The sequence below is a fragment of the Streptomyces sp. RK62 genome (genome assembly GCF_018070255.1).
GTDB lineage: Bacteria > Actinomycetota > Actinomycetes > Streptomycetales > Streptomycetaceae > Streptomyces > Streptomyces nigra.
Genome location: NZ_JAGPYD010000008.1, coordinates 294067 through 309280 on the forward strand (window position 1 = coordinate 294067; position 15214 = coordinate 309280).

At 71.2% G+C, this 15214-nt stretch carries 15 protein-coding genes and 1 tRNA gene; 11 read left to right on the forward strand and 5 right to left on the reverse strand.

Features of this window, described 5'->3' with window-relative positions:
- Nucleotides 1-100: 100 nt before the first annotated feature.
- From KBY32_RS17735 to KBY32_RS17760, 6 genes are all read left to right on the forward strand, one after another.
- Nucleotides 101-538: a DUF3052 domain-containing protein gene (locus tag KBY32_RS17735; RefSeq protein WP_055620756.1), complete on the forward strand. Its 438-nt coding sequence runs from the start codon at nucleotides 101-103 to the stop codon at nucleotides 536-538.
- Between the two features lie 116 nt (nucleotides 539-654).
- The gene (locus KBY32_RS17740) at nucleotides 655-1113 is read left to right on the forward strand and encodes a peroxiredoxin (protein WP_055620755.1); all 459 of its coding nucleotides are present in this window, start codon (nucleotides 655-657) and stop codon (nucleotides 1111-1113) included.
- A gap of 150 nt (nucleotides 1114-1263) precedes the next feature.
- Nucleotides 1264-1839, forward strand: a complete 576-nt coding sequence (locus tag KBY32_RS17745; RefSeq protein WP_055620754.1) for a TerD family protein — start codon at nucleotides 1264-1266, stop codon at nucleotides 1837-1839.
- Between the two features lie 117 nt (nucleotides 1840-1956).
- Nucleotides 1957-2532 (forward strand): TerD family protein, encoded by a 576-nt coding sequence (locus KBY32_RS17750; RefSeq protein WP_055620753.1) that lies wholly within the window; start codon nucleotides 1957-1959, stop codon nucleotides 2530-2532.
- Between the two features lie 126 nt (nucleotides 2533-2658).
- Nucleotides 2659-3804: a DUF475 domain-containing protein gene (locus tag KBY32_RS17755; protein WP_055620752.1), complete on the forward strand. Its 1146-nt coding sequence runs from the start codon at nucleotides 2659-2661 to the stop codon at nucleotides 3802-3804.
- Nucleotides 3805-3910: 106 nt separating this feature from the next.
- Complete coding sequence (locus tag KBY32_RS17760) at nucleotides 3911-4654, forward strand: Tellurium resistance (RefSeq protein WP_055620751.1); 744 nt, start codon at nucleotides 3911-3913, stop codon at nucleotides 4652-4654.
- 15 nt (nucleotides 4655-4669) lie between these two features.
- Here KBY32_RS17760 and KBY32_RS17765 read toward each other — a convergent pair whose 3' ends face one another.
- Entirely contained in the window at nucleotides 4670-5482 is an 813-nt protein-coding gene (locus KBY32_RS17765; protein WP_210980719.1) for a TerD family protein, read from the reverse strand.
- Between the two features lie 188 nt (nucleotides 5483-5670).
- Between KBY32_RS17765 and KBY32_RS17770 the strand changes: the two genes are divergently transcribed.
- The 3 genes from KBY32_RS17770 to KBY32_RS17780 all read left to right on the forward strand — a co-directional run bounded on the left by KBY32_RS17770 (nucleotide 5671) and on the right by KBY32_RS17780 (nucleotide 10177).
- The gene (locus KBY32_RS17770; RefSeq protein ID WP_055620749.1) at nucleotides 5671-6840 is read left to right on the forward strand and encodes an HpcH/HpaI aldolase/citrate lyase family protein; all 1170 of its coding nucleotides are present in this window, start codon (nucleotides 5671-5673) and stop codon (nucleotides 6838-6840) included.
- Nucleotides 6841-6902: 62 nt separating this feature from the next.
- The gene (locus tag KBY32_RS17775) at nucleotides 6903-9353 is read left to right on the forward strand and encodes a phosphoribosyltransferase (protein ID WP_210980720.1); all 2451 of its coding nucleotides are present in this window, start codon (nucleotides 6903-6905) and stop codon (nucleotides 9351-9353) included.
- Nucleotides 9353-10177, forward strand: coding sequence for a hypothetical protein (locus tag KBY32_RS17780; protein ID WP_055620747.1), 825 nt, complete (start codon nucleotides 9353-9355; stop codon nucleotides 10175-10177). The genes KBY32_RS17775 and KBY32_RS17780 overlap by 1 nt, the downstream gene beginning before the upstream one ends.
- Before the next feature lie 90 nt (nucleotides 10178-10267).
- Here the strand turns inward: KBY32_RS17780 and KBY32_RS17785 are convergent, their stop codons facing one another.
- From KBY32_RS17785 to KBY32_RS17795, 3 genes are all read right to left on the reverse strand, one after another.
- Complete coding sequence (locus KBY32_RS17785; protein ID WP_079033540.1) at nucleotides 10268-10483, reverse strand: zinc ribbon domain-containing protein; 216 nt, start codon at nucleotides 10481-10483, stop codon at nucleotides 10268-10270.
- Between the two features lie 9 nt (nucleotides 10484-10492).
- Entirely contained in the window at nucleotides 10493-11902 is a 1410-nt protein-coding gene (locus KBY32_RS17790; protein WP_210980721.1) for a hypothetical protein, read from the reverse strand.
- Between the two features lie 73 nt (nucleotides 11903-11975).
- Nucleotides 11976-12746: a DUF4097 family beta strand repeat-containing protein gene (locus tag KBY32_RS17795; RefSeq protein ID WP_210980722.1), complete on the reverse strand. Its 771-nt coding sequence runs from the start codon at nucleotides 12744-12746 to the stop codon at nucleotides 11976-11978.
- Nucleotides 12747-12977: 231 nt separating this feature from the next.
- On the opposite strand from KBY32_RS17795, the gene KBY32_RS17800 reads away from it, so the two are divergent.
- Both KBY32_RS17800 and KBY32_RS17805 read left to right on the forward strand, forming a co-directional pair.
- Nucleotides 12978-14657, forward strand: coding sequence for a transposase (locus KBY32_RS17800; protein ID WP_247689590.1), 1680 nt, complete (start codon nucleotides 12978-12980; stop codon nucleotides 14655-14657).
- A gap of 16 nt (nucleotides 14658-14673) precedes the next feature.
- Nucleotides 14674-14745 (forward strand) — tRNA-Val (locus KBY32_RS17805).
- 46 nt (nucleotides 14746-14791) lie between these two features.
- On the opposite strand, the gene KBY32_RS17810 is transcribed toward KBY32_RS17805, so the two are convergent.
- Nucleotides 14792-15133, reverse strand: coding sequence for a hypothetical protein (locus KBY32_RS17810; protein ID WP_108710630.1), 342 nt, complete (start codon nucleotides 15131-15133; stop codon nucleotides 14792-14794).
- Nucleotides 15134-15214 lie beyond the last annotated feature (81 nt).

Below are 15214 nucleotides of genomic sequence, written 5' to 3' on the forward strand. Positions count from 1 at the left end.
CGGGTACTTGCGCGATCCGCCCCGCCCGTGTGGACTACGGCCAATGCTTCGCGCACGCGCGTGGCTGAGTTATTCCCAAGACATGATCAGGAGGCAACCCGTGAGCGCGACCGCGGACCACGCGGAGGAGCGGACGAGCCCTGCCGTCAGGCTGGGGTTCCAGCCCGAGCAGGTGGTCCAGGAGATCGGCTTCGACGACGACGTCGACCAGGAGCTCCGCGAGGCCATTGAGGAAGTCATCGGCAGCGAGCTGGTGGACGAGGAGTACGACGACGTCGCCGACGCCGTGGTGCTGTGGTTCCGCGACGAGGACGGCGACCTGACGGATGCGCTGGTGGACGCCACCACGTACATCGAGGAGGGTGGCTCGATCCTTCTCCTGACGCCGAAGACCGGCCGTGACGGCTACGTGGAGCCCAGCGACATCTCTGAAGCCGCGACCACGGCGGGGCTGTCGGCGTCCAAGAGCGTCAGTGTCGGCAAGGACTGGAGCGGCAGCCGGCTGGTGACGCCCAAGGCCGCGAAGTCCAAGAAGTAACCGGTGGCCGAGCCGGGCCGGACCCCAGGGCCCGGCCCGGCCTTCCGCGCGACCCCCGGTGGCCGCTGCATAGGGTGGACACCACCCGAACAGCCCACCGAAGGGACACGACGACGATGGCGATCCAGGTCGGCGACAAGGCTCCGGACTTCGCGCTCAAGGACAACCACGGCCGCACGGTGCGGCTCTCCGACTTCCGCGGCGCGCAGAACGTCGTCCTTCTCTTCTATCCCTTCGCCTTCACCGGCGTGTGCACCGGCGAGCTCTGCGCCGTGCGGGACAACCTGCCGCGGTTCACCGACCGCGACACCCGGATCCTCGCCGTCTCCAATGACTCCGTCCCCACCCTGCGCGTCTTCGGCGAGCAGGAGGGCCTGGAGTACCCGCTGCTCAGCGACTTCTGGCCGCACGGCGAGGTCAGCCGCGCCTACGGCGTCTTCGCCGAGGACAAGGGCTGCGCGGTGCGCGGCACCTTCGTCATCGACAAGGAGGGCGTCGTGCGCTGGACCGTCGTCAACGCCCTGCCGGACGCACGCGACCTCAACGAGTACGTCGAGGCACTCGACGCGCTCTGAACCCCCTACGGCACCGACTCGACCCCGACACCCGCGATCGGTGGGTTCCAAGCCCTGCGAGCCGCGGGAACCCGTCACTAGGATCGAGTCGTTGATCCGATACCGAACGCACGGCGGGGCTCCCAGCCCCCGGACATCAATGGAGGACTCGTGGGAGTCAGCCTCAGCAAGGGCGGCAACGTATCACTGACCAAGGAGGCCCCCGGCCTCACCGCGGTCATCGTCGGTCTGGGGTGGGACGTCCGCACCACGACCGGCACCGACTTCGACCTCGACGCCAGCGCTCTGCTGCTGAACAACACGGGCAAGGTCGCCAACGACCAGAACTTCGTGTTCTTCAACAACCTCAAGAGCCCCGACGGCTCCGTGGAGCACACCGGTGACAACCTCACCGGTGAGGGCGAGGGCGACGACGAGCAGATCAAGGTCAACCTGGCGGGCGTCCCGGCCGACATCGAGAAGATCGTCTTCCCGGTCTCGATCTACGACGCGGAGAACCGTCAGCAGTCCTTCGGCCAGGTGCGCAACGCCTTCATCCGCGTCGTGAACCAGGACGGCGGCGCCGAGATCGCCCGCTACGACCTCTCGGAGGACGCGTCCACCGAGACGGCCATGGTCTTCGGCGAGCTGTACCGGCACGGTGCGGAGTGGAAGTTCCGCGCCATCGGCCAGGGCTACGCCTCGGGCCTGCGCGGCATCGCCCAGGACTTCGGGGTCAACGTCTGACGTCACCCGCACGTGCCCGTCCAGGACACGTCCGGCCGATTCCGGCGCCGTACCGTTTCGGTGCGGCGCCGGACGCGCAGAACAACCGAGAAGCACCACCCGGGGAGGACCAGCATCATGGGCGTCACACTCGCCAAGGGAGGGAACGTCTCCCTGTCCAAGGCCGCACCCAATCTCACCCAGGTGATGATCGGGCTCGGCTGGGACGCGCGCTCGACCACCGGAGCACCCTTCGACCTCGACGCCAGCGCCCTGGTGTGCAGCGGCGGCCGGGTCATGGGGGACGAGTGGTTCGTCTTCTACAACCAGCTCAAGAGCCCCGACGGCTCGGTCGAGCACACCGGGGACAACCTGACCGGCGAGGGCGACGGCGACGACGAGTCGATCCTGATCGACCTGTCGAAGGTGCCCGCCCAGTGCGACAAGATCGTCTTCCCCGTCTCCATCCATATGGCCGACGAGCGCGGCCAGACCTTCGGGCAGGTCAGCAACGCCTTCATCCGTGTGGTCAACCAGGCCGACGGCCAGGAGCTCGCCCGCTACGACCTCAGCGAGGACGCCTCCACCGAGACCGCCATGATCTTCGGCGAGGTCTACCGGTATCAGGGCGAGTGGAAGTTCCGCGCGGTCGGACAGGGGTACGCGTCGGGTCTGCGCGGCATCGCCCTGGACTTCGGGGTCAACGTCTCATGACGCGAAATGGGCAAAACCAGGGTCCGGGTGGGGTCCGCCACCAAGCCGACATAGACTCCGGGTTCAAAGTTTCGTAAAGCCGAGTACGGCGCGGGGGAGCCCCGTACACACAGGATTGGGTAGCCAGTGGTTCTGAAAACCTTCGGCTGGTCGTTCGCGGTCACCGCGCTCGGCTTGGTCGCAGCGGTCCTCTTCGGGGGGTGGACCGCCCTCGGCATCGTGGCGATCCTCTCGGTCCTGGAGATCTCGCTGTCCTTCGACAACGCGGTGGTCAACGCCGGGATCCTGAAGAAGATGAACGCCTTCTGGCAGAAGATCTTCCTCACCATCGGCATCCTGATCGCCGTGTTCGGCATGCGACTGGTCTTCCCCGTCGTGATCGTGGCGATCAGCGCGCAGCTCGGTCCGATCGAGGCCGTCGACCTCGCGCTGAGCGACAAGGACCGCTACCAGGAGCTCGTCACCGACGCCCACCCGGCGATCGCCGCGTTCGGTGGCATGTTCCTGCTGATGATCTTCCTCGACTTCATCTTCGAGGACCGGGACATCAAGTGGCTGGGCTGGCTGGAGCGGCCGCTGGCCAAGCTCGGCAAGGTCGACATGCTGTCGGTCTGCATCGCGCTGATCGTACTGCTGATCTCCGCGCTGACCTTCGCGACCCACGCCCACCAGCATGGCGGCGCCCATGTCGACAAGGCCGAGACGGTCCTGCTGTCCGGGATCGGCGGTCTGATCACGTACATGGTCGTGGGCGGTCTCTCCGGGTTCTTCGAGGACCGCCTCGAGGAGGAGGAGGAGCGCGAGCACGAGGCCGAGGAGGAGGCCGAGCGCAGCGGCAAACCCCGCTCCGCGGTCGCCCTGGCCGGCAAGGCCGCCTTCTTCATGTTCCTGTACCTCGAGGTCCTGGACGCCTCTTTCTCGTTCGACGGCGTCATCGGCGCCTTTGCGATCACCAACGACATCGTCCTCATGGCCCTCGGCCTCGGCATCGGCGCGATGTACGTCCGGTCGCTCACGGTCTACCTGGTCCGCCAGGGCACCCTCGACGACTACGTGTACCTGGAGCACGGCGCCCACTACGCCATCGGCGCCCTCGCCATGATCCTGCTGGTCACCATCCAGTACCAGATCAACGAGATCATCACCGGCCTGATCGGCGTCGTGCTGATCGGCGCCTCCTTCTGGTCCTCGGTCCGCCGCAACCGCGCCCTCGCGGCGGCGGAGGGAAAAGCGGAGACCCCGGACAAGACTGAGGTGTCGTCCGGGGTGTGACACCCCCGAGGGTGAGGAACGCTCTGAGCGGGGCGGCCGGACGTCCGGCCGCCCCGCCGGTTTGTGTGCGGACACTGGGAACGTCCCGCGGGACGTGGGGGGCGCAATGGGCTTCTTGGACGGGTTCTGGCGTGGACGGGCGGCCGAGTTCGACTCGGGCAGCGCGTCGTCGAACGCGATAGAGCTGACGAAACGGCACGACCGGGTCTCACTCACCCGGCAGGGAGCGGCCACCGGCCATCTGCGGGTCAACCTGACGTGGCGCATGCGCACGTCCGACATCGGCGGGTCCCAGCGGGAGAGCCTGCTGCGGCACCCCTTCAAGGCGCTGAAGCCCCCGGAGGTCCTCGGGCACAGCCAGTCCATGGTCAACGTCGACCTCGACCTCGGCTGCCTGTACGAGCTGGCCGACGGCACCAAGGGCGTCGTCCAGCCGCTCGGCGGCTTCCTCGGCGACGTCAACGCGCCGCCCTATGTGAAGCTCAGCGGCGACGACCGGTTCGGCTCCGCGTCCGGTGAGACGATCTACGTCAACCTCGACCACCGGGACGACATCAAGCGGCTGCTGGTGTTCGTCTACATCTACGACCAGACCCCGGCCTTCGACCGCACCCACGCCATCGTCACGCTCTACCCGAGCAACGGGCCCCGCATCGAGATCGGCCTCGACGAACGGCACCCGCAGGCCCGCTCCTGCGCGGTCGTCACCATCGAGAACGTCAAGGGCGAGGTGTGGGTCCGCCGCGAGGTCAAGTTCGTCTACGGCTTCCAGGCCGAACTCGACCGCCTCTTCGGCTGGGGACTGCAGTGGGGCCGCGGCTACAAGACCAAGGCCGAGCCCCAGCACTGAGCGGGAGTGCCCCGCTCAGCGGCCGATGAACTGCGGGCCCTGCGGAGGCAGCCGGACCTCCGGCGCCGGGCCCGGGGCGGTCGCCGGGGGCGGATAGCCGTACCCCGCGGCGGCGGCCGTCCCGGCCGGCTGCGGGTAGCCGTACGCCGGCTGGGTCGGCGGGGGCTGCTGCGGATAGCCGTACGACGGCTGCGGCGGCACCACCGTCGTGGGCTGCTCCGGCGGCAGGGGCTGGGACACCTCGGGGACCGGGTGGGCCGCAGGCGGCTCCTGCGCCGCCGCCTCCGACTCGTCCACCGAGATCCCGAAGTCCGTGGCCAGCCCCTTCAGGCCGTTCGAATAGCCCTCGCCGAGCGCGCGGAACTTCCAGCCCTCGCCCCGGCGGTACAGCTCGCCGCAGATCAGCGCGGTCTCCTCGCCGGTCTCCGGCCTGATGTCGAAATGAGCCAGCGGATCGCCCTCGGGCGCCGAGGCGTCGTACAGCACGATGCGCAGGTCGCGTACGCGGTCGAACGGCACACCGTCCGCCGACGCGACGAGCAGAATCTGGCCGACGGCGGACTCGACACCGCCCAGGTCTGTCTGGATCGTGTCGGTGAGGCCCTCGGCGTCCCGCTTCTTGCCGAGCCGCCACACCGTCCCGGAAGGGTGCCGGGGCTGGTTGTAGAAGACGAAGTCCTCGTCGGAGCGCACACGACCGTCGGGGCCGAGGAGCAGAGCCGAGGCATCGACGTCGGGGACCCCCTGCCCGGGCGTCCAGCGCAGCACGGCGCGTACCGTGGTGGCCTCCAGCGGGATGTTCGACCCCTTCAGCATCGCGTGCGTCATACGGTCATCCTGCCCTCTCCGTCCTGGTCACGACAACGCGGGGTACACGGGACATGTGCGCGGACGTGCAGGTCCGCGTTACCAGAAATTCATGCCCGTCGGGAACCCCCGACATGGGTATCTACGTACTATTACCGGCCACCTGTGAACAGGTCACAGGGGCCACTGAGTCACCACGGGGGAGTTCCATGCGTCATTTCGGGCACATCGCCCCAGAGGTGCGTCAGCGCCTCTTCCACCGGGAGCCGGCCTCCTTCACCGCCGACTCCGCGCCCCGGCTGCTCTCCGCGGCCCTGGGCGCCACGCTCTACAGCCCCGCCACCCGGCCGCGGCTGACCGACGACATCGTCAAACAGAGCGGCCGCGGCGTGGTCTCGATGGTGCTGTGCCTGGAGGACTCCATCGGCGACGAGGACGTGCAGGCCGGCGAGGCCAACCTCGTCACCCAGCTCACCGAGCTCGCCCGGCGGCCCGACGCCGGCGACCCGCCGCTGCTCTTCATCCGCGTCCGCACCCCCGAGCAGATCCCCGACCTCGTCCGCCGCCTCGGCCCCGCCGTACGGCTGCTGTCCGGATTCGTCCTGCCGAAGTTCACCGAGGAACGCGGCATACCGTTCCTGGAGGCCCTCGCGAGCGCCGAGACCGACAGCGGACGCCGGCTGTTCGCCATGCCCGTCCTCGAGTCGCCCGAGCTGCTCTACCGCGAGTCCCGCGTCGAGACCCTCGAAGGCATCTTCCGAGCCGTCGACAAGTACCGCGGCCGGGTCCTCGCGCTGCGCCTCGGCGTCACCGACTTCTGCTCCTCGTACGGCCTGCGCCGCGCCCCCGACATGACCGCCTACGACGTGCAGATCGTCGCCTCCGTCATCTCCGACGTGGTCAACATGCTCGGCCGCGCCGACGGCACCGGCTTCACCGTCACCGGGCCCGTCTGGGAGTACTTCCGCGTCCAGGAGCGCATGTTCAAGCCCCAGCTGCGCCGCAGCCCCTTCCTGGAGGGGCAGGCCGAGGCGCTGCGCGAAGCCCTCATCGAGCACGCCATGGACGGCCTGCTGCGCGAGATCACCCTCGACCACGCCAACGGCCTGCTCGGCAAGACCTGTATCCACCCCTCCCACGTCCTGCCCGTGCACGCGCTGTCCGTCGTCAGCCACGAGGAGTTCAGCGACGCCCAGGACATCCTCAAGCCGGAACGCTGCGGCGGGGGTGTACTGAGGTCGCAGTACACGAACAAGATGAACGAGGTGAAACCCCACCGCGCCTGGGCCGAACGCACGCTGCTGCGTGCCGAGGCGTTCGGCGTGGCCAACGAGGACATCGGCTTCGTGGAGCTGCTCGCCGCCGGCATCCCGGCCTGACCGGACCGGCAACCACCCGGCCGGGCCCACGCCGACGCCCGGCCCCTCGAACCAAGGGACGCATGAACAACGCAGTGAACGACGGGGACTGGTCCGGCAGCTGGGTCGCCGAACGGCTCGGAGTCCAGCTCGTGGGCGACGACACGCTCACCGACCTGCTGGGCCTGGCTTTGCGCCGCAACCCGAAACGAGCCCACCTGCTCGTCTCCAACGTGCTCGGCAAACACGTACCCCAGTCCCCGTCCGTGGTCCACGGCGCCGGCCACGCCCTCGGCCGCCGCGTCCGCGACCTGCTGGGTGACGAGGACGCCGCCGCCGCGGTCGTCCTCGGCTACGCCGAGACCGCCACCGGCCTCGGGCACTGCGTCGCCGACGGCCTCGGCTCCCCGCCCTACCTGCACTCCACCCGGCGCCCCGTCCCCGGCGTCGCCCGCGCCGGCGGCTTCGAGGAGTCCCACTCCCACGCCACCTCCCATCTGCTGCTCCCCGAGGACCCCACCCTCCTCGTCGGCGACGGCCCGCTCGTCCTCGTCGACGACGAGTTCTCCACCGGCAACACGGTCCTCAACACCATCCGCGAACTCCACGAGCGCTACCCGCGCGGCCGGTACGTCGTCGTCGCCCTCGTCGACATGCGGTCCCCGGCCGACGCCGGACGCCTCGACGACTTCGCCCGCGAGATCGGCGCCCGCGTCGACCTCGTCACCGCCGCCTCCGGCACCGTACGGCTGCCCGACGGCGTCCTGGAGAAGGGCCGGGAACTCGTCGCACGCCACGAGACCGCGCCCCCGGCCGCCCCCGCCACCGGCGCCCCCCGGCCCACCCGCGTCGACCTGAACTGGCCCGCCGGGCTCCCCGACGGCGGCCGGCACGGCTTCACCCCCGCCCACCGCACCCGGCTGGACAGCGCCCTGCCCGCCATGGCCGCCCGCCTGGCCCAGGCCCTCCCCGCCGGCGCGCGCCGCGTCCTCGTCCTCGGCTTCGAGGAACTCATGTACGCCCCGCTCCGGCTCGCCCACGAACTGGAACGGGCCACCGGCCTCGAGGTCCGCTACTCCACCACCACCCGCTCACCCGTCCTCGCCGTCGACGACCCCGGCTACGCCATACGCACCCGCCTCGTCTTCCCCGCCCACGACGACCCCGCCGACGGCCCCGGCGAGCGCTACGCCTACAACGTCGCAGGCGCCGGCTTCGACGCCGTCGTCACCGTCGTCGACTCCGTCGCCGACACCCCCGCCCTGCACGCCCCCGACGGACTCCTCGCCCAGCTCGCCGCGCAGACCCCGCACGTCCTGCTCGCCGTCGTCCCCTCGTACGTCCCCGGCCCCCTCGCCCTGCCCGAAAGGCCCCCGATGCTGCCCGAGCCCCTGCGCGGCCCCGCCTTCTCCTCGTACGCCCCGGAAGAGGTCGGCTGGCTGCTCCAGGACCTCTCGGACGTCACCCTGGAGGCGCCCACCGAGGAACGCGAGGAGGCCATCCAGAGCGGCGGCGCCCACTACGCCGAATCCCTGCCCGTCGAGTACCAGCCCAGCGAGCAGTACCAGGCGCTCTTCCACAGCGCCCTCGACGAGTCCGCCGCCCGCCTCGCCCGCGCCGTCGGCGCCGTCACCGAGATCGTCCTCGCCGAACGCTCACCCCGCCCGGTGCTCGTCTCCCTCGCCCGCGCCGGCACCCCCGTCGGCGTCCTCATGCGCCGCTGGGCCCACTTCCGGCACGGCCTCGAACTGCCCCACTACGCCGTCTCCATCGTCCGCGGCCGCGGCATCGACGCCAACGCCCTGCGCTGGCTCGCCCGCCACCACGACCCCCGCGACGTCGTCTTCGTCGACGGCTGGACCGGCAAGGGCGCCATCACCCGCGAACTCGCCGCAGCGATACGCGAATTCGAGGCGTCCGACGGCGTCACCGGCTTCGACCCCGAGATCGCCGTGCTCGCCGACCCCGGTTCCTGCGTCCGGACCTACGGCACCCGCGACGACTACCTCATCCCGTCCGCCTGCCTCAACTCCACCGTCTCCGGGCTCATCTCCCGCACCGTGCTGCGCGCCGACCTCGTCGGCCCGCACGACTTCCACGGCGCCAAGTTCTACCGCGAACTCGCCGGCTCCGACGTCTCCGTCGCCTTCCTCGACGCCGTCTCCGCCCGCTTCCCCGACGTCACCGACACCGTCGACGCCACCGCCAAGGAACTCCTCTCCACCGACCGCACCCCCACCTGGGAAGGCTGGGCCGCCGTCGAACGCATCAGCGAGGAGTACGGCATCCACGACGTCAACCTCGTCAAGCCCGGCGTCGGCGAGACCACCCGCGTCCTGCTGCGCCGCGTCCCCTGGAAGATCCTCGCCCGCGAAGGAGCCGGCGCCGACCTCGCCCACGTACGCCTGCTCGCCGAACAGCGCGGCGTCCCCGTCGAAGAGGTCCCCGGACTGCCCTACACCTGCGTCGGACTCATCCACCCCAAGTACACCCGCGGCGCCACCGGCGCCGACGGCCGGACGGTGAACCTCTGATGCCCGTGATCGTCGCCAGCGACCTCGACCGCACCCTGATCTACTCCGCCGCCGCCCTCGCGCTCACCATGCCCGACGCCCGGGCCCCACGCCTGCTCTGCGTCGAGGTCCACGAGAGCAGACCGCTGTCCTACATGACCGAGACGGCCGCCCAGCTCCTCACCGACCTCGGCGACCGCGCGCTCTTCGTCCCCACCACCACGCGCACCCGCAAGCAGTACCAGCGCATCAACCTGCCCGGCCCGCCCCCCACCTACGCCATCTGCGCCAACGGCGGGCACCTCCTCGTCGACGGCGTCTCCGACCCCGACTGGCACGCCCAGGTCACCGCCCGCCTCGCCGAGAGCTGCGCACCCCTCGCCGAGATCCAGGACCACCTGATGGCCACCGCCTCACCGGCCTGGGTCCGCAAGCACCGCGTCGCCGAAGACCTCTTCGCCTACCTCGTCGTCGAACGCGAACTGCTCCCCGAGGAATGGGTGAAGGAACTCGCCGTCTGGGCCGAGAACCGCGGCTGGACCGTCTCCCTCCAGGGCCGCAAGATCTACGCCGTCCCCAAACCGCTCACCAAGAGCGCGGCCCTGCGCGAACTCGCCCGCCGCACCGGCGCCGAACTCACCCTCGCCGCCGGGGACTCCCTGCTCGACGCCGACCTGCTGCTCGCCGCCGACCGAGGCTGGCGCCCCGGCCACGGCGAACTCGCCGACACCGCCTTCACCGCCCCCGCCGTCACCGCCCTGCCCGAACGAGGCGTCCTCGCGGGCGAACGCATCCTGAGGGAGTTCCTGAAGGCGGCCGGCACGACAGCCGGCGCAACGGGCTAGGGTCTTTCGTTTGGATCAGCCCGGCTGCGGCCGACGGGACATGATGACGTGCCAGACCCCGCGACGCCGGGATGATCCAAACGAAAGGCCCTAGCCGCAGCAGCCCCCGCCGCAGCAACCGCCCCCGCCGGACGCCTTGGGCGCCGCGGGGGCGCTCGCGGTCCCACCCACGGCCACCGTCGACAAAAGCTTCACCGTGTCGTCGTGCCCGGCCGGGCAACTCGCCGGAGCGGACGACTCCGCCATCGGCCGGCTCAGTTCGAACGTGTCGCCGCAACTGCGGCAGCGGTACTCGTAGCGAGGCATGACCCCAGATTAGCCCGGCCCGTGACCGCCGCCCCGCTCCTCACGGATCCGCGCCACCACCCGCGCCACCGACTGCCGCACCGCCTCGGTCTCCGTCAGGAAGTGCCAGTAGTCCGGATGCCGGCCCTCCAGCGTGCCGATCGCCCGCTCCAGCCGCGCCACCGACTCGTCCAACGGCCGCGCGTGCCGCGGATCCGGAGTGTTCCGCCCCGCCATCGCCAGCCGCTGCGCGTCCCGGATCGCGAAACGCGTCCGCTCGATCTCCCGCTCCGGATCCTTCTGCACCTCGTTCAGCCGGCGCAGCCGGTCACCCGCCGCCGACACCGACTCGTCCGTCGCGTTCAGCAGCGCCCGCACCGTCGACAGCAACGCCGTCGCGTCCGGCCAGCGCTGCGCGTCCCGCGCCGCCCGCGCCTCCGCCAGCTTCACCTCGGCCTGCCGTACGTTCTCCGCGGCCGTCTCCGGCACCCCCTGCAGGTCCTGCCAGCACGCCACCGTGAACCGCCGCCGCAACTCGCTCAGCACCGGCTCCACCTGCTCCGCCCGCGTCGTCAGCGCCTGCGCCCGCGTCCGCAGCGACACCAGCCGGTGATCGATCTCCGCCGCCCGCTCCGGCAGTCGCTCCGCCTCCGCCCGGATCGCCCCGGCCTCCCGCGCGACCCGCTCCGCCCGCTCCAGCGTCTGCGGCACACCATGCCGCCCCGCCCCCTCGTTCAGCAGCGTCAGCTCCGGCCCCAGCGCCGCCAGCCGCGCCGCCAGATCGTCCGCCCGCAGCCCCGACTCCCGCACCGCGTCCAGCGCGTTCGACGCCGCCAGCAGCCCCTGCCGGGCCCGCTCCACCGCCGGCGCCAACCGCGCCAGCTGCGTCTCCGCCTTCCCCAGCAACGGCCCCAGCCCGTCCGCGAACCGGTCCAGCTCCCGCCGTACGCCGTCCAGGTCGTCCTTCGCCCGGCTCAGCTCGGCACGCGCCCGGCCCGCCGCCGAGGCCTCCAGATCGTCACGGTCCAGATCGTGCGCGTCGACCGCCTGGATATAGCGGTGACTCGCCTCGTCGATCCGCCGGCCCAGCGCCTCGAACCCCTCGACCGCACGACGGGCCGCCGGCGAGTCGTCCACGGCAGCGATCGTCTCTATCGAGATCCGCAGATCCCGCTGCGCGGTGTCCAGCTCGTAGAACGCGGCCGCCGCGGCGTCCTTCGCCGCCTGCGCCTCCGCCCGCTGATTCTCCGCCCGCCCACCGAACCAGCGCCGCGTCCCGCCACCCGCGAACGCGGCGGGCAGCGCGAGAACGGCGACGACGGGAAGGGCGACGGCGAGCACCACATGATCGAGGGCGGGCCGCACCCGGCGCACGGGACGGTGCCGCCGCATCACGGGCGGCACGGACGGCGAGTTCGGCTGCGGAGGTGTCGCCGTCACATCCCTCTCCCGTGCTGTCATTCACCCTGCCGGTGTCATTCTCCCACCGGTGAAGGACGAACACACGGGCCGGTCAGTTCGCCGTTCGCACCGTGATGTTCCCGTCGCCGCTGTGCGCGCTGATCCGACGGGAGCTGGAGGCGTCCCGCGGCACGGACACATCCACCGAACCGTCCCCGGCCTCCGCCTCCACCCGGTAACCGGCCCGCGGCACCTCGACCGTCACCGAACCGTCCCCGCTCCGCGTCTCCACCAGATCCGGCACGCTCCCCAGCGACAGCCGCACCGAACCGTCCCCGGACTTCGCCCGCACCTCCCGCGACGCGACGTCGAACACCCGCACGGAGCCGTCCCCGGTCTCCAGGTCCAGCGCCCCACTGGAGTCGCTGACCTGCACCGAACCGTCCCCGGCCTTGATGTGCAACGGGTCCTCGAACCCCCGCGCCCGCACACTCCCGTCCCCGTCCAGCACCCGTACGGTCACCCCGCGCGGCACCTCGATCCGATGCCTGGACGAGCAGTCGGCGACGACCCCGGAGCACTTCTCCCGCAGCACCAGCCGGTCGTCCTTCATCGACCAGGTGACCTTCGGATCCTCCCCGAACACCACCGCCCCCTCGAACCACCGCGTCACCTCGACCGCCCCGGCCTCATGCTCCTCGGCCGCGACGATCTCCAGCGCCGAGTCGTCCGAGTCCACGGTCAGCGTCCGCCCCTCCAACGCGAACGACCGCCGCTCCGGCTCCTCGTCGTCCCCGGCGGACGCCCCGCACCCACTCACCCCCGCGACGAGCGCCACGAGCACCCCGGCGACGGCGATCCGAGCGGGAACGGTACGGGCCATGACGATCTCCCCCTGAACTGTTCCGGACCCTGCGCGGCCCGGACTCCGACGATGCTCCGACCGTACGGACCGCGCGCCCCCCGGAGAATCCGGCCTTCTACCGGACCGGGGGTGGGGATAGCCCCCCGGTGCGCCGTCGGACACCCGTTCAGGGATCGCCTGGGTGACCTCGCGGGCGGACAGTCGTTGCATCTGATGAGCGGATCTTCGGGCGGCACAGGGAGGTGGCGGATGGCTGGTGGCCTGCGGGCGGTGGCGCCGCCTTTCGTCGTGCCCGGCCCGGCCGCCGTGTCGATCCGTACCCGGCTGCGGGTGTCCTCGATGGACGCGGAGCTGCTGACCGAGGTCGGTGGCTTCCTCGGCTCCCTGGCGGGGGGAGACCTGGCGGTGCGATCCCGGCCGGGCGCACCTTCCGGCTCCGCCGCCTGGGCCGAGCGGAAGCGGACGCTGACGGAGAGCTCGTCGGCACGCTGGGCGGGGAGCATCACCAGGGCCACCGAGGATCAGTGGGCCCTGGCGAGGCGGAACCAGGCCGCCGAAATGACCTGGCTCCGCAGCCAGATCGTCCGTATCGAGGCGCGGCTCGCCTGCCCTATGGCGCCCAGGGGTGACAGGCGGACCGGAGCCCCGCGCGGCTATGCCACCAAGGCGGAGTGGCATGCGAAATCGCGGCGTCTCGCCGCCCTTCGGGACAGGCTGGCCGCCGTGCGGGACGACTGGGAGGCCGGGAAGGTGCGGGTCGTCCGCGGGGGCAGGCGACTCGTACACCTGCGGCACCACCTGGACGACGCGGGGCTCAGCCGGGAGCAGTGGGCAGAGCGTTGGCGGGCGGCCCGTATGTTCCTGGCGGCCGACGGCGAGTCCGGCAAGCGCTGGGGCAACGAGACGATCCGGGTCACCGGCACCGGCGAACTGTCACTCCGGCTACCGTCCCGGCTGGCGCACCTGGCCAACGCCTCGCACTGCCGGTACGTGCTGGACGCGTCGGTGGCCTTCTCCCATCGCTCCGAGGAGTGGCAGGACCGGATCGCCGCGCACCGGGCGGTGGCCTACCGCATCCACTTCGACGTCCCACGCGGGCGCTGGTACCTGACCGCTTCCTGGAAGCGTGCGCAGATGCCTGCCCCGCCGATCGAGGCGGCGACGGCCCGGGGCGTGGTCGCGGTCGACATGAACGCCGACCATCTCGCCGCCTGGCAGCTGGACCGGCACGGCAATCCCGTCGGCGGCCCCCGGCGCTACGCGTACGACCTCTCCGGTGGCGGTCGGCACCGGGACGCCCAGATCCGGCATGCCCTCACCCGTCTGCTGCACCATGTCCGGCTCCGCGGCGTCACCACGATCGCCGTCGAGGACCTCGACTTCGCCGACGCGAAGAGCCGGGAGCACCACGGCAGGAGCAGGACGTTCCGTGCGCTGGTCTCCCGCTTCCCCACGGCGGCCTTCAGGGCCAGGCTCGTCTCCATGGCGGCCGAGCAGGGCGTCACGGTCATCGCAGTGGACCCCGCCTACACGTCTCGCTGGGGAGCCCAGCACTGGCAGCGGCCCCTGACGACACCCGGCCGCCGGATCACCGGCCACGACGCGGCTGCCGTGGCGATCGGACGACGTGCCCTCGGAGTACCGATCCGGCGACGGACGGCACCGCCCCCTCACGACCGGAGTGATCGTGCGGGGCATCGGACCGACCAGGCCGGACCGGCGACCCGGCGGCGCGAGGGACCCCGCCCCCGCCCTCCCGGACCACGGACACGATCCGTGTCACCGGCGCGCGGAGCGAAAGCGGGTGACCAGCGTGCCCAGCACCACTCGGGGCACGCGGCCGGGCCCACGCTCGGCCCTCAGGAGGACGGCTGCCCCCTTGCGCGGACCGGTATATGGGTTTGTGGCTCGGGGCCCGGGACAATGTAGGCTGTCGACTCGTCCCGGGTGCGTAGCTCAGTGGTAGAGCGCCTGCCTTACAAGCAGGATGTCGGCGGTTCGAAACCGTCCGCGCCCACACGTGGGGAGGACCCCGGTCGCCATGGCCGGGGTCCTTTCGTGTGTCAGGGCGTCTCCTCCGGGTCGTCCTTCGTGTGCTTGAGCTTCATCCGGGCGTCGACCCGGGCCGCCCCGTCGAGCTGCGACCAGAAGCGGTGGCCGCTGACGAACACCGCGAGTTCGTGTTCGCGGCGGCGCAGCTTCTCCACCTCCGCCTGTTCGTCCTCCGTCCAGCCGGGGGAGGCGGGGCGCTCGATCTTGCGCCAGCCGTTGTCGTCGCTGAAGCCGTCCAGGGGAACGACCGACCAGGGCAGCCTTCTCAGCAGGGCCGACAGCTCGGCCCGGACCTGATGCAGCTCCTCCTGACCGGCGAGGAGGTCACTCGGAAAGTCATAGGGCGTAGCCACGGCTCAATGCTACGCCTGTTCGATTTAGGGGTGCGAGTCGCTTCGGGAGGTTCATGCGAACGGGTGTGTGAGGGGCGGACG

Bases quoted from the DNA above. Each gene is read 5' to 3' on its own strand.
- KBY32_RS17740 (WP_055620755.1), top strand. From the start codon at position 655: ATGGCGATCCAGGTCGGCGACAAGGCTCCGGACTTCGCGCTCAAGGAC.
- KBY32_RS17750 (WP_055620753.1), top strand. From the start codon at position 1,957: ATGGGCGTCACACTCGCCAAGGGAGGGAACGTCTCCCTGTCCAAGGCC.
- KBY32_RS17760 (WP_055620751.1), top strand. From the start codon at position 3,911: ATGGGCTTCTTGGACGGGTTCTGGCGTGGACGGGCGGCCGAGTTCGAC.
- KBY32_RS17765 (WP_210980719.1), bottom strand. From the start codon at position 5,482: ATGACGCACGCGATGCTGAAGGGGTCGAACATCCCGCTGGAGGCCACC.
- KBY32_RS17770 (WP_055620749.1), top strand. From the start codon at position 5,671: ATGCGTCATTTCGGGCACATCGCCCCAGAGGTGCGTCAGCGCCTCTTC.
- KBY32_RS17775 (WP_210980720.1), top strand. From the start codon at position 6,903: ATGAACAACGCAGTGAACGACGGGGACTGGTCCGGCAGCTGGGTCGCC.
- KBY32_RS17780 (WP_055620747.1), top strand. From the start codon at position 9,353: ATGCCCGTGATCGTCGCCAGCGACCTCGACCGCACCCTGATCTACTCC.
- KBY32_RS17785 (WP_079033540.1), bottom strand. From the start codon at position 10,483: ATGCCTCGCTACGAGTACCGCTGCCGCAGTTGCGGCGACACGTTCGAA.
- KBY32_RS17795 (WP_210980722.1), bottom strand. From the start codon at position 12,746: ATGGCCCGTACCGTTCCCGCTCGGATCGCCGTCGCCGGGGTGCTCGTG.
- KBY32_RS17800 (WP_247689590.1), top strand. From the start codon at position 12,978: ATGGCTGGTGGCCTGCGGGCGGTGGCGCCGCCTTTCGTCGTGCCCGGC.